We start from the raw sequence: 12,535 nt of genomic DNA on the forward strand, positions 1-12,535 counted from the left end.
CATGGATAACTTCCAATCTTTACTAAAAACAATCGACAACTTTGTCTGGGGACCACCACTACTGATTCTTTTGGTGGGCACAGGCGTCTACTTCACTTTCCGTTTGGGTCTTTTGCAGTTTAGGTACTTACCAACTGCATTCAAAATGATCTTTAGTAAAGATGATTCTGATAAGCAAGGCGACGTTTCTAGCTTTGCTGCACTTTGTACAGCTCTCTCTGCAACCATCGGTACTGGTAACATTGTTGGTGTTGCAACCGCAATCAAACTGGGTGGCCCTGGCGCACTATTTTGGATGTGGCTTGCGGCTTTATTCGGTATGGCAACCAAATACGCTGAATGTCTACTTGCAGTGAAATATCGCCGCGTCGACGACAAAGGCCAAATGGTTGGCGGACCGATGTACTACCTACAATATGGTGTGGGCTCTAAAGCATTAGCGATCATGTTTGCTGTATTTGCTCTTGGGGTTGCATGCTTTGGTATTGGTACTTTCCCACAAGTCAACGCCATTCTTGATGCAACAGAAATTTCATTTGGCGTATCACGTGAAATCTCAGCCAGCATTCTGACGCTATTAGTCGCCTTTGTTACCCTTGGTGGGATTCAATCTATTGCCAAAGTTGCGGGTAAAGTCGTTCCTACCATGGCGCTGTTCTACGTGCTGGCTTGTCTAAGCGTTATCATTATGAACGCCGACAAATTGTTGGATGCGGTAGAGCTCGTTCTCGTTTCAGCCTTTACCTCAACCGCAGCAACGGGTGGCTTCTTAGGTGCCAGTATCATGCTCGCCATTCAATCGGGTATTGCTCGTGGTGTCTTCTCAAATGAATCAGGTCTAGGCAGTGCGCCAATGGCGGCAGCAGCAGCCAAGACAGATTCCTGTGTGAAGCAAGGCTTGATCTCAATGACGGGCACCTTCATCGATACCATCATCATTTGTACCATGACGGGCTTAGCTCTTATCCTAACTGGTGCATGGCAGGGTGATCTGGCAGGTGCGGCGATGACAACTCACGCATTTGCAGTCGGTCTGAACATGGATACTTTCGGTCCAATGCTGGTTTCGATTGGCTTGATCTTCTTTGCCTTTACCACGATTTTGGGTTGGAACTACTACGGTGAGCGTTGTGTTGTATTCCTTATGGGCACAAAAGCGGTGCTACCGTATAAAATCATCTTCGTTTGTTTGGTTGCCTCTGGTGCGTTCCTTCACCTTGATATGATTTGGATTATTGCCGATATCGTTAACGGTCTGATGGCAATACCAAACCTCATTGGTCTGATTGCCCTTCGCCAAGTCGTCGTTGAAGAAACCAAACTGTTTTTCGCTTCCACTGAAAACGATGAATTCGAATCAGCCAAAGCCTAAAATAGCGACCATAGAATATATATAAAAAAACGCGGCTATCATCAGCCGCGTTTTTTATATCACGTTTTTTCTAGCACTTTATTTTCCATACTGTGTAGACGTGTGACTGCTCTCTTTTCGTCTTGCTACATCACCTACTCTTCCAGCATTAATTTAATGCCTAAGGCGACGAGAACTACCCCGGTTGTTGCTTCCATCCACAGCATAAAACGGCTGTTTTTTAATAATCCCTTCGCCTTATCGAGCGCTCCGGCCAGTCCACATTGCCATATCATTGCAATAACAAAATGAATCGCTGCCATCAGTAGCGATTGTAAAAACGCCGAACCCGCCGGATCGATGAACTGTGGCAAGAACGCCAAATAGAAAACCGCTGTTTTTGGATTAAGTACATTTGATAAGAAACCTTCACGCAAAGAGCGTTTTAAGTTCAGATTCTGACTCGCTAATGAGAGATCTGCCGCTGGTGCGACTTGCCCTTTCATAATTGCACGTAAACTACTCAATCCAAGCCAAATCAAATACGCCGCACCAATCATTTTTACAGCAGCAAACAGTTGTGCAGATTGCGCCAACAAGGCTGAAATACCAATCGCTGAAAAGGTCGCATGAACAAACAAGCCCAAACAAATACCTAAACTTGTAGTTGCGCCATCTGAGAAACCACCACGTGAAGAATTACGAATAACCAACGCAGTATCGAGTCCCGGCGTCAAAGTAAGAATGGTAATAGCGACGAGAAACGCCTCAACGTTAACGATCATAACGACTTCTTCCCTGAAATATTACTAGTAAAATGGAGTGATTCTCGCGCATGAAAATAGACGCTAAGATTTACACAGCATTAAGATAGACGGCTATACTGTTATACCGCTATAAATTCCTCACCACAAACAATTTATCTTCGTAGCCTTGATTGCTAGACTGACAATTCACCCCACATGATGAAGATATCCCTATGAGCGCATTCGAAAAACTGGTTTCTCACTCACAGAAAATTGCCCATTTTAACCACCTTGCTGCCATCTGCGGTTGGGATCAAGCTTCAATGATGCCATCAGGTGGCAACCAGGCTCGTTCTGAAGCCATGGCGGAGCTATCCGTTCATGTTCACTCACTTCACACTCAGCCACAACTGGCAGATTGGTTTGCCGAGGCAGAACAACAATCACTAACTAATGAACAAACAGCCAGCCTACGTGAACTAAAGCGCCAATGGCAGCAAGCCAACTTACTCCCTGAAGCGTTAGTGCAAGCTAAGTCGCTCGCGGGCTCGAAGTGCGAACATGCATGGCGAACACAACGCAAAGAAAATGACTGGCAAGGTTTTGAAAAGAATTGGGCTGAAGTGGTTAAACTGTCCCAAGAAGAAGCACAGATCCGCGCTGAAGCCAATAACCTCACCCCTTATGATGCGATGCTCGATATTTACGAGCCCGGCACAACCACGACCTCGCTTGATACGCTATTTTCTGACGTAAAATCATGGCTACCAGAGCTCATCGACCAAGTCATCGATAAACAATCAAACGAAAGCTTCATAGAACCAAACGGACAATTTGCCACTGAAACGCAGAAAGCCCTTGGTCTTGAGGTAATGAAACTTCTACAGTTTGATTTTAACCACGGTCGCTTAGATGAAAGTGTCCATCCGTTTTGTGGTGGTGTTCCTAGCGATGTTCGTATTACCACGCGTTACAATGACAATGAGTTTGTCCAATCACTAATGGGTATCGTGCACGAAACGGGTCATGCACGTTATGAGCAAGGTTTACCAAAATCGTTAGCGGGCACACCAGCCGGTGAAGCGCGTTCAATGGGTATTCACGAATCCCAATCACTGTTTTTTGAGATGCAAGTTGGCCGTAGCGATACGTTTATTGCACATTTAGCGCGTCTTGCAGGGCAGCATTTCAACACGGCAAACCCAGAACTATTTTCACAGCACAACTTTCAAAAGCTCTACACTCGAGTGAAGAAAGATTTTATCCGTGTTGATGCCGATGAACTCACCTACCCTGCACATGTGATCATGCGTTATGAAATCGAACGAGACCTGATCAACGGCAATATCAAACACACCGACGTCCCAGAGCTGTGGAACGTAAAAATGCAGCAATACCTAGGTTTATCAACCGAAGGAAACTACAAAAACGGCTGCATGCAAGATATCCATTGGACCGACGGCGCATTTGGCTACTTTCCGTCATACACACTCGGCGCGATGTATGCAGCGCAATACATGGCGGTGATGAAGAATACAGTGGATGTGGATGGGGCGATTCGCAGCGGCGATCTGAGCCCTATATTTACTTGGTTATCGGATAATATTTGGAGTAAAGGCAGCTTGCTAACGACTGACGAATTAGTGAAACAGGCGACAGGCGAAACGCTCAATGCTCAGTACTTCCAAGATCATTTACGATCTAGATATCTCTAGTAAAAGAATTGCTTTGCGAAAAGAACTGATGCATGATTTGCATCAGTTTTAACAGCGAAATAACGACTACTAAAATCATCAAGCTATCAAGAATAAAAACAACTTGTCTGCTGTTGAGCTGATAAAAAATCGACTTTATAAGTAGTTATTCAACGACTTTACAATCGTTAAAAGTTTAGTTCTAATGTTCGTATGTTGTCCTTAGATTCACTCTGTTTTCGTACTATTTCGGTGGACTGTAATCTATAAAGCTATAGGTAGGTCAATACATCTCCTTAGGCAAAACGGCTATTAGCAAAATTAGCCGCACACTTTTTGGCGATATCTAATATGCGACAGCGAGATTCATTCAATTCCGAATATAATGGGTAGAACAAGACCATGTCTTGCCTTGCGTTACCAAGCGATTCTTTGACTTCAATTTTTCTCAGCTTTCCAGCTTCTACAAAATCTTTCGCGTTAGCGATACTCAAAAGTGTCCACCCCTTTTTCTGGAGCTTATGCATCAGCAAATCATTGTTTGAAACAATATGCTTTCGGTTGCTAATACTCGCGTACTTCATTTCATTCAACACAGAGTTTTCGGTTAGTAAAAAATCTTCGGTAGTGAGTTCATTTAAATCAATCGTGTGATACGAAATTTTAGAATTTACAGAGGTAAAAGGCGCATGTTGGTATGTGCCTAAATTGACGCTACCAATTTGTGAAGTTGGATAGATATTCCCGATGGAGGGCAAGATAGAAAACAGAGCCTCACCTGATTCAATGTCTTTAAAGCTGGATTCTCTATCACGCTGAAGCCAATTGATAGCAATATCGGGGAATTCGCGCTCGATGGCATCATCGATATCAGACAGTAAGCACATAGGAATAAGATCATCATGGTGCAGAGTTATCGAGGTCATCTGAGTTGAAAATGTTGACAACGCTACACTATAAAACTCTTCTGACTGTCTAGTTAAATTACTTGCTCGCGAATATAGATGCTTAGCTTGCTCTGTTGGGATAAGTACTTTTCCGCTTACCTCAAATAGTTCAAATCCTAATATATCCTCTAGAGCTTTTACTCGTTCTCGTATTGTCGCTCTGGTTTTGTTCGTTGATCTAGCCGCCTTACTGTAGCTTTTGAATTCAAACACCGCTTTGAAACTAGATATTTGCTCTAAGGTTACCATATGAGCCCCTAAATAATTGTACGTATTAACCATCCATTATGTGTTCGCATGTGTGTTAATTCAACCTTATTCTCTGCCCATCAATGATTATCAAGCATTAATAAATTAACCAAAAGAACGCTTATATAAAGGAACGAACATGAAATTAAAATTACTCACTGTTTTGGCTTCGATATCAACAGTTTCGTTGTTGGCAAGTGCCAATGCAAATACTATGTATTCCGTGCCAGCCGATGCGAAAAATCAAGTGACTTTGAGCAACTGGACACTCCCTGAACACAATCACTGGTCATTTCAAAATGCTAGCATTCATCCTAATGTAATGGTTCCTCGTGATGGCAACGTGTCCGTACTCCCAGAGAAACTTGATCCAACCATTTCAGAGCTGAAATTTGAATATTCAGGTACAACCTACACGGTTCATGAAGCAATGACTAACGATCGTACTGATGGGTATGTGGTTGTAAAAGACGGTCAAATAGTTCATGAGGAATATTTCGGTACATTTAATGCGAAGAGCCAACATATGTGGGCTTCGAGCACTAAATCTATGATCGGCCAAGCAGTCGGACTATTAGTTGAACAAGGTAAAATAGATCCAAATAAAACTGTAGAGACTTACATTGACGAGCTAAAAGACAGTCACTTAGGTAAACAGACTGTTAGAACTATTTTAAACATGACATCCGCATTAGATTACAGTGAAGATTATGCCAATATCACTCCAGGGACAGTACACTTTGAGTATTTCCGCCGTCTTGGCTTTATCCCAGCTTATGACCTAATGGCATTAGATCCTACAAAGGATGACACTCCGAGAGGTTTACTAGAGTTTGCTTCATACATTGATCAAAACCCTGAACTTAAACCTAACGAAATATTCGAATATCATTCACCAAATGTAGATATTGCAGGTTGGTTGGTTGCTCGAGTATCAGGACAACCGCTTCAAGATTTCATTGCTCAAAATATCTGGTACAAACTTGGAGTTGAACATGATGCGCTATTCATGACAGACATGACCTATACACCCGTTGCAACAGGTGGTTTTGCAACGACGTTGCGCGACTTTGCTAGAGTGGGTATTGCAGTAGCAAACAATGGTGCATACAACAATCAGCAAGTATTTTCAGAAGCCTGGATAAAAGATACTTTCAACTTAACTGACGATGAAAAACAACATGTGAATCGTAGCGTGTATAAAGACAAAGGTTCAAGTGGGTATGACGAGTGGCTTGAAGGTTACAAGAACTATTTATGGGTTCACGATAGTGAAAAGGGTATCGCTACATTCCGTGGTGTATTTGGGCAAAACTTATACATTAACCAAGAGAAGAATCTTGTCATAGCAACCTTCTCTTCTGCTAATTCAGCATCTAATGTTGCAAGAGTTACCAATCTACCTCGAATGGCTGCATTTGAAGCTATAGCAAACACATACTAAATACAGAACTGCCGAAAGAGAACTCGTTATTGAAAGCCTCACAGTTTCAAGCTATTTCAGTTTTCTGTGGTTCTTGGATGGTATAATGATACTGACGCACTACTAAACTGGTTTTCCAGATTTATTGGTGCGTCATATCGTACATTATTTTTTGACAAGAATAATGAGTTAACCATGAGAGCTCCCCACCCTCACCAGCAAGGTTCTGTAGTCGAAGGAAAAGTAAGGAACAATCGAAACAGGTAAAATACACAGAGAGAAAACGCCCTAGAAAGCTCAGAATTTAAATTTCGTGAATGCTGATTTGCTGGCCCATGAGCGCGCTTATGAGCTCATTTGACTCTGGGCCAACTAATGATAGTTGAGGAGCTAAGTCTTCCACTAAAATCGTCTGACCTTCTTGCCCAACGCTGTGAGGGTGAATATGCAGCTCAATATCATCACCTTTAATCGTCGCATCGATATGCCAGCAAGATATCAAGATCGACGTTTTCCACTTTCAATTCTCTTAAATCAATTTGGTCACCTTCATCGACATGGAAATTGGTAGTAGTATCGGTTATACCATTGTCAACCTCATACCAAATAAACGTACCCATTCTACTGCCACTAGTAAGAACGTTATAACCTAACCCACCATAAAAAACATCATTCCCCTCGCCGCAAGACTGTGGCTAAGAGTTGACCACGCGCGCCTTTGGTCTTATGCATGCTATGAAACGCACTAAGTCCCTTATCCATGATGGTCAAGCTCTTGTCTAACTCAAAACCATTATCTAGTGCGTACTGTTCAGCAAAATGTGACTAACGTTCGGTTGATGTGCCATTAGTCTATTTAGTACGGCTGAATCGTATATAACTGTATAGCTTTCTCATAGTTACACCACTACATACTATGTGTGTTATCACTATACATTATACCGACGGCGCATTTGGCTACTTTCCGTCATACACACTCGGCGCGATGTATGCAGCGCAATACATGGCGGTGATGAAAAAAACGGTTGATGTGGATGGGGCGATTCTCAGTGGCGATCTAAGCCCTATCTTTACTTGGTTGTCGGATAATATTTGGAGTAAAGGCAGCTTGCTAACAACGGATGAACTTGTGAAGCAAGCCACGGGTGAAACGCTCAATGCCGCGCACTTTAAAGCACATTTGATAAGTCGTTATCTATAAAACCAACATAACTGCCGGTAGGTTTACACTATGACCTGCCGGCTTGCTCGATTACCTTAAATCGCGTCAGAATTTTACGAGCCAGAGCCAAGCTTGTTCAGCCAAAAGAATCAATAGTAATAAGTATCATCGTTAAAGTCATTGGCTCTCACGGGGATCACTTTTTCCACTATCGTCGTGGCTTTTACTTTATTCACCATCAGCGATAGGTTTGCTTCAAAAAACTCATCATTGTTATAAAACAAAATCAACTGAGGTTTATCGTAGAAATATCGGTCAAATTTGTCGTTAAAGGCGATGACGCCAAATACCGCATCCAACGTCTTCGGATCAACTAGAATGAACCCCTTTCGTTCACAATGTGAAGGTTCACACGCGCTACCGAATAGAAGACCATTTTCAAATGAAATCTCATCCCCCTTTCCTTTCAGTGCGTAGTACATACTCGTTGTTGAGCCCATCTTACGTACATAATCTTCTGTTTCGAAAATGTTATCAAATAATGTATAACGCGCCGCTAAAAACTCATGATAGTTGGAGCTATTGATGAGCTGTTCCATGCTCGTAACTTGTAGTAGATCTTTTTTGAGGGATTCAAGGGCAAGCTGATGATGCAATTCACCAATGCGCTGACCGTAACTAGGGATGCACTTCGAGATACCAAGGGAGCATTGACCGTCGCGCTGTTCCCACCAATTCAATTGTTCTTGCTTCAATGCCTGTTGTTGCGGCTGTGCCAATTGAGTTCGTAACTCTTTATATTGTTCACCCAATATCTCATCCAGTGTATTTAATATTGGATCTTGGCAAATCATCTTCTCTGTCGGAGAAGCCGCTTTAGTGCAATCAAAGCTTGCTGCGTGAAGAAAAAAACTGGGGGTTATGGATAGAGCCACGAAAAGCCATTGGTATTTCATTTACTTTCTCAGATTCTTTAGTTGTAGGCATTATATACAAGCTTATCAAGAACAAGGGTATGCTGAGTCACATCATATTGAAATAAAACATGTTGGGTGGCTTATAGACGCTGAATTTTGTTGGATAAACGTACCTAGATTGCCGCTTAGGAAATCGGATGCGTTAACGAGCTCCCCCTGAAACCATAAAAAAGGCTCCGTACGATACGGAGCCTTCAAGCTTATTGAGATGAAGAATGAACTAAGAGACTAATTCAACTTCTCACTGAGTACTTTTTGTAGAAATAGACTCGTTTCACACACATCACCAGCATGAAAGTGGCCATGATGATCATGTTGATTTAACTGATTGAGAACCAGTAATGTATTGCTATCGCTCGCCATCCCCGCATTGCTCAGTGCAATGTTAGCCGTCGCACCTCGATAAACCGTTGCATGTACATTGATCTGATTGATCGTTTCTGGTTTTACTGTGTACGGATTCGCATCGAGCACAGTAAAGTCAGCAAATTTTCCCGGCTCAATACTTCCGACACTCTCTTCAAGTCTTGCGGTATAGGCAGCATCAATTGTGATGGCCTTCATTGCTTCATCGACAGTAATACGCTCTTCAGCTCCCATCACGGTTTCACCCGATAAACCAATACGATTGACCGCAGCCCACACTAGTGACAACGGTTGTGCTGGTGCCATCGGCGCATCAGAATGCAGCGAGAAATGACCACCAGCATCAATAAAGGAACGACCACGCGACATCACGGCGGCACGCTCCTTACCTACTCCATCTTCACTATATAACTCCGCAAGGATGTGCGTGTAATAGGGATTGACGCTGAAGTTAGCACCAAGTTCAACCGCTCGCGGAATATCTTCTTTATCGGTAATACCCAAATGATGGAAGCCTAAGCGATGATCTTCACGCGGCTTTTCCTTGCTGAGCTTCGCTACAATATCAATCGCCTGCTCAAAACCTAAATCGCCATTTGCGTGAACAATAATCGTATAGTCATCGTTCCAGTATGGTCTCATACTGTCTTCAAGCTGTGCTGGTGTTTGTAGCCACTCCCCTTTATGACCATCAGTATAGCCATCTTTTAACTGCATTAACTGGCTGTACATTGCACCATCAGAGAACAGTTTTATAAACTTAGGTAACCATTGAATTTGTGCTTCACCCGCCATTTGTTGCGTCTGTGCTTCGGCAATTTCTTTGCCCTTAGCCGCATCGGTTCCCGCCATCGCGTAGGTCATATTACCAGCAGGAATTAACCAGTAATCCATTGGAAAATCATCTTCAAGTAATATAGATACCATTTGTTCATACAGCGCTGGCGTAGCAATCACACCCGGGTCGACCGCAGTTGTAATTCCGCCTGAATGAACGTAGTCTCGCGTACGTTCCATACCCGTCACAAAGCGACCCGATTCAATAAAGTACTCCATCACTTTTGGCGCTAAGATCTTCATGCCATTTTCAAACGCATGCCCTTTTTCCCAGTCAAGTTGATCGTAACCAATCCCCTCTCCCTGCCAAATCGATTGTTCCCAGCCAAACAGCTCAATCGCAGCATCGTTAACAAAGAACTCATGCGCGCTGCGGTGCCAAACCAAAATAGGACGATCTTTTGATACTTGATTGAGTAATTCACGGCTCATCTCACTACCATGAAAATAATTATGATAGCCCCAAGTGATCAGCGGTTCACCTTCGGGCAGCTCTTTATTTAGCTCATTAAGACGAGCAAAATAAGCGTCATTTCCCACGACTCCTTTTCTTTCTCCCCACGGAAAATTCCAATCGGCTGGAGTAATGAAATCCATGCCAAGGAACATGGCGCTCATCCATAGATGAATATGAGGTTCGACAAAACCTGGAGTGATCACTTTGTCGGCAAAGTCTTCATTAACCGAAAATTTATCAAGGCTTTGGTACTTTGCTTTTAGCGCACTTTTCTCTCCAACCTCCAGTATTTTTCCATCTTGCACCACGACTGAATTTGCACCTTCAGGAGTCGATGCCGCCATCGTGATCAATTCATTGGCCACGAATAGCGTCACCGGATTTTCCGAAGTCAGATCTAACGCATTTGTTGTCTCCGTCGTTTCAACCGGAGAGCACCCAACAACCAATGCAATACTTGAAGCGAGTAGCGGGAGTTTTATCTGAATATTCATCTTTATTACCCTGTATTAATCCGTCTATCCTTTGCGAATAAGCAATGCCTAGCCACCTATTTTCTCAGGGTGGCTTGCTCTAACCACAACATCCATGTTGTCAATGAATCCACTATATCAAATCAGTCACCCTTCACATCAATGCGTTATGCTGGGTAAAAGCCATCATTTTTCTAGGCACCTTTTGCTAGACCAAAAGCCAAATGCGCAGTGTGTTTACAATTAACAAACAAAGATCGTACAAGGTTCTACTGATAGATAAAGCGATGTAGGGCGTTACTTAGTGACAAGACTCGAGCTTTCACCAAAAAGAGCTTCAATGTCATAACGGGAGCGCTTGAAAGTAAAATATCGACAACCAGCAGAAATACATAGATCCCCGGCCAAAGTAAGCTATGATTCCTTATCCCTCGACTAGATTGAAACCTTATGGCTGCCTTCTCTTTTTCTCTGATCCCTGTCGGGGTTAGATTTATGATCCTTTCTGCATTTGGCTTTGCGTTAATGTCTGCGTGTGTCAAATACGTCAGCAACTATGGTATTCCGGTGTTTGAGATTGTAGCTGCTAGGGCATTAGTTTCTCTACTCATCAGCTACATAGATGTAAAACGGAAAAAGATTTCAATATGGGGAGAAAATAAACCACTGCTATTTTTACGTGGTGCGGTTGGCACCGCCTCACTGATGTGCGTTTACACCGCGGTAACGATGCTACCGCTTGCTGAAGCGACGATTTTACAATACGTCCACCCTGTCTTTACCGCTCTTCTTGGCGTGTTATTTCTCAAAGAACGTGTGCAAAAATCGACCCTCGTGTGTATTGGCTTCTGTCTAGCCGGTTTATTGGTAATGGTGCAGCCAAATATGCATAGCGAGATCGCCGATGAGTTGCCTTTATTTAGTATTATGATTGCGTTGTGTGGCGCTTTGGGTAGTTCTATTGCTTACGTAATTGTAAGAAAACTCAGTCAAACCGAAGACAGCTCGGTGATTATTTTCTATTTCCCACTCGTCGCATTGCCAATCTCAACGCTGCTGATGTGGGATAGTTTTGTATGGCCAAGTTTGTTTTTGACTATGATGCTTGTATTAGTTGGTATCTTTACTCAAATTGGACAGTATGGGTTAACCAAAGCGATGCAGACCCAAGCGGCAGGCAAAGCATCGGCCTACTCGTATGTACAAATCGTTTTCTCAGCTCTGCTTGGCGTATGGGGATTTAACGAAATACCGTCCATTTGGACGTACGTCGGTGGTGGGCTAATTGTTACTGGCGCGCTAATTAACGTGTTTGGTAAACAGTTGCTGGCGCCGTTTAGGGCGAGATGATATTCAGTGGCGTCAGCAAAAGTCACAAGAAGCCACTCTTTGACGCCACTAGACAAATCCTATTTTCGAAGACGGATTGATTCAACTACAACACTCTTAATCTAGCGTGCGCTTAATGATGATCTGATTAGGAAAATACTTTTCCACCTGTTCAATACTGTAAGATGATGTGCCCTGTTTAATCTGTTCAATAGGCGCTTCACTCGCAATTTCAATCGTTACACCAAACTCATGGGCCCGGGCTTCAAATGCATCGAAAAGCTGCTTTTCTTGTTTGCTCAGTTTGGTGAGATCTTTGCCTTCTAACTCTACTATCCGATCTAATAATTGTTTATCACTTGGTGTCATGATTTTGTCCTCATTACAAACGCTTATCTGAATCTACTCCTTTAAACACTAAAATCTAGAATCTTCCGCGCATAAATTGGCAAGCTATAATTACAAATTTGTCCACATACCCATTATTGAAACAAAAAAGCTCTGGCATTACACCAGAGCTTTAT

The 12,535-nt window shown here is 42.9% G+C and carries 10 protein-coding genes and 1 pseudogene; 5 read left to right on the forward strand and 6 right to left on the reverse strand.

Annotated features, from left to right (window positions below):
* Position 1: 1 nt before the first annotated feature.
* Positions 2 to 1,372, forward strand: coding sequence for an alanine/glycine:cation symporter family protein (locus RJD38_RS00055; RefSeq protein ID WP_005597673.1), 1,371 nt, complete (start codon positions 2 to 4; stop codon positions 1,370 to 1,372).
* Between the two features lie 134 nt (positions 1,373 to 1,506).
* On the opposite strand, the gene RJD38_RS00060 is transcribed toward RJD38_RS00055, so the two are convergent.
* The gene (locus tag RJD38_RS00060; protein ID WP_065430283.1) at positions 1,507 to 2,136 is read right to left on the reverse strand and encodes a LysE family translocator; all 630 of its coding nucleotides are present in this window, start codon (positions 2,134 to 2,136) and stop codon (positions 1,507 to 1,509) included.
* A gap of 194 nt (positions 2,137 to 2,330) precedes the next feature.
* On the opposite strand from RJD38_RS00060, the gene RJD38_RS00065 reads away from it, so the two are divergent.
* A complete protein-coding gene (locus tag RJD38_RS00065) occupies positions 2,331 to 3,812 on the forward strand; it encodes a carboxypeptidase M32 (RefSeq protein ID WP_065430282.1) in 1,482 nt (493 codons plus the stop codon).
* A gap of 275 nt (positions 3,813 to 4,087) precedes the next feature.
* On the opposite strand, the gene RJD38_RS00070 is transcribed toward RJD38_RS00065, so the two are convergent.
* Positions 4,088 to 4,987 carry a LysR family transcriptional regulator gene (locus tag RJD38_RS00070; protein ID WP_065430281.1) on the reverse strand — a complete coding sequence of 300 codons (900 nt, stop codon included), beginning with the start codon at positions 4,985 to 4,987 and terminating at the stop codon, positions 4,088 to 4,090.
* Positions 4,988 to 5,126: 139 nt separating this feature from the next.
* On the opposite strand from RJD38_RS00070, the gene RJD38_RS00075 reads away from it, so the two are divergent.
* Positions 5,127 to 6,431: a serine hydrolase domain-containing protein gene (locus RJD38_RS00075; protein ID WP_065430280.1), complete on the forward strand. Its 1,305-nt coding sequence runs from the start codon at positions 5,127 to 5,129 to the stop codon at positions 6,429 to 6,431.
* A gap of 446 nt (positions 6,432 to 6,877) precedes the next feature.
* Here the strand turns inward: RJD38_RS00075 and RJD38_RS00080 are convergent, their stop codons facing one another.
* Positions 6,878 to 7,030, reverse strand: coding sequence for a type I secretion C-terminal target domain-containing protein (locus RJD38_RS00080; RefSeq protein ID WP_156773142.1), 153 nt, complete (start codon positions 7,028 to 7,030; stop codon positions 6,878 to 6,880).
* A gap of 299 nt (positions 7,031 to 7,329) precedes the next feature.
* On the opposite strand from RJD38_RS00080, the pseudogene RJD38_RS00085 reads away from it, so the two are divergent.
* Positions 7,330 to 7,611 (forward strand): annotated as a pseudogene (locus RJD38_RS00085) (carboxypeptidase M32); the annotation flags it as partial.
* Between the two features lie 110 nt (positions 7,612 to 7,721).
* Here the strand turns inward: RJD38_RS00085 and RJD38_RS00090 are convergent.
* Positions 7,722 to 8,528, reverse strand: coding sequence for a lysozyme inhibitor LprI family protein (locus tag RJD38_RS00090; RefSeq protein ID WP_065430277.1), 807 nt, complete (start codon positions 8,526 to 8,528; stop codon positions 7,722 to 7,724).
* Between the two features lie 249 nt (positions 8,529 to 8,777).
* Entirely contained in the window at positions 8,778 to 10,703 is a 1,926-nt protein-coding gene (locus RJD38_RS00095; protein ID WP_065430276.1) for an amidohydrolase, read from the reverse strand.
* Between the two features lie 429 nt (positions 10,704 to 11,132).
* On the opposite strand from RJD38_RS00095, the gene RJD38_RS00100 reads away from it, so the two are divergent.
* On the forward strand, positions 11,133 to 12,032 hold the full coding sequence (locus tag RJD38_RS00100) for a DMT family transporter (RefSeq protein ID WP_197497784.1): 900 nt from the start codon (positions 11,133 to 11,135) through the stop codon (positions 12,030 to 12,032).
* Positions 12,033 to 12,128: 96 nt separating this feature from the next.
* Here RJD38_RS00100 and RJD38_RS00105 read toward each other — a convergent pair whose 3' ends face one another.
* Complete coding sequence (locus tag RJD38_RS00105; protein WP_065430275.1) at positions 12,129 to 12,380, reverse strand: hypothetical protein; 252 nt, start codon at positions 12,378 to 12,380, stop codon at positions 12,129 to 12,131.
* Positions 12,381 to 12,535: the final 155 nt, after the last annotated feature.

Source organism: Vibrio scophthalmi (genome assembly GCF_040869025.1).
Taxonomy (GTDB): domain Bacteria; phylum Pseudomonadota; class Gammaproteobacteria; order Enterobacterales; family Vibrionaceae; genus Vibrio; species Vibrio scophthalmi.

Bases quoted from the DNA above. Each gene is read 5' to 3' on its own strand.
- RJD38_RS00055 (WP_005597673.1), top strand. From the start codon at position 2: ATGGATAACTTCCAATCTTTACTAAAAACAATCGACAACTTTGTCTGG.
- RJD38_RS00060 (WP_065430283.1), bottom strand. From the start codon at position 2,136: ATGATCGTTAACGTTGAGGCGTTTCTCGTCGCTATTACCATTCTTACT.
- RJD38_RS00065 (WP_065430282.1), top strand. From the start codon at position 2,331: ATGAGCGCATTCGAAAAACTGGTTTCTCACTCACAGAAAATTGCCCAT.
- RJD38_RS00070 (WP_065430281.1), bottom strand. From the start codon at position 4,987: ATGGTAACCTTAGAGCAAATATCTAGTTTCAAAGCGGTGTTTGAATTC.
- RJD38_RS00075 (WP_065430280.1), top strand. From the start codon at position 5,127: ATGAAATTAAAATTACTCACTGTTTTGGCTTCGATATCAACAGTTTCG.
- RJD38_RS00080 (WP_156773142.1), bottom strand. From the start codon at position 7,030: ATGGGTACGTTTATTTGGTATGAGGTTGACAATGGTATAACCGATACT.
- RJD38_RS00090 (WP_065430277.1), bottom strand. From the start codon at position 8,528: ATGAAATACCAATGGCTTTTCGTGGCTCTATCCATAACCCCCAGTTTT.
- RJD38_RS00095 (WP_065430276.1), bottom strand. From the start codon at position 10,703: ATGAATATTCAGATAAAACTCCCGCTACTCGCTTCAAGTATTGCATTG.
- RJD38_RS00100 (WP_197497784.1), top strand. From the start codon at position 11,133: ATGGCTGCCTTCTCTTTTTCTCTGATCCCTGTCGGGGTTAGATTTATG.
- RJD38_RS00105 (WP_065430275.1), bottom strand. From the start codon at position 12,380: ATGACACCAAGTGATAAACAATTATTAGATCGGATAGTAGAGTTAGAA.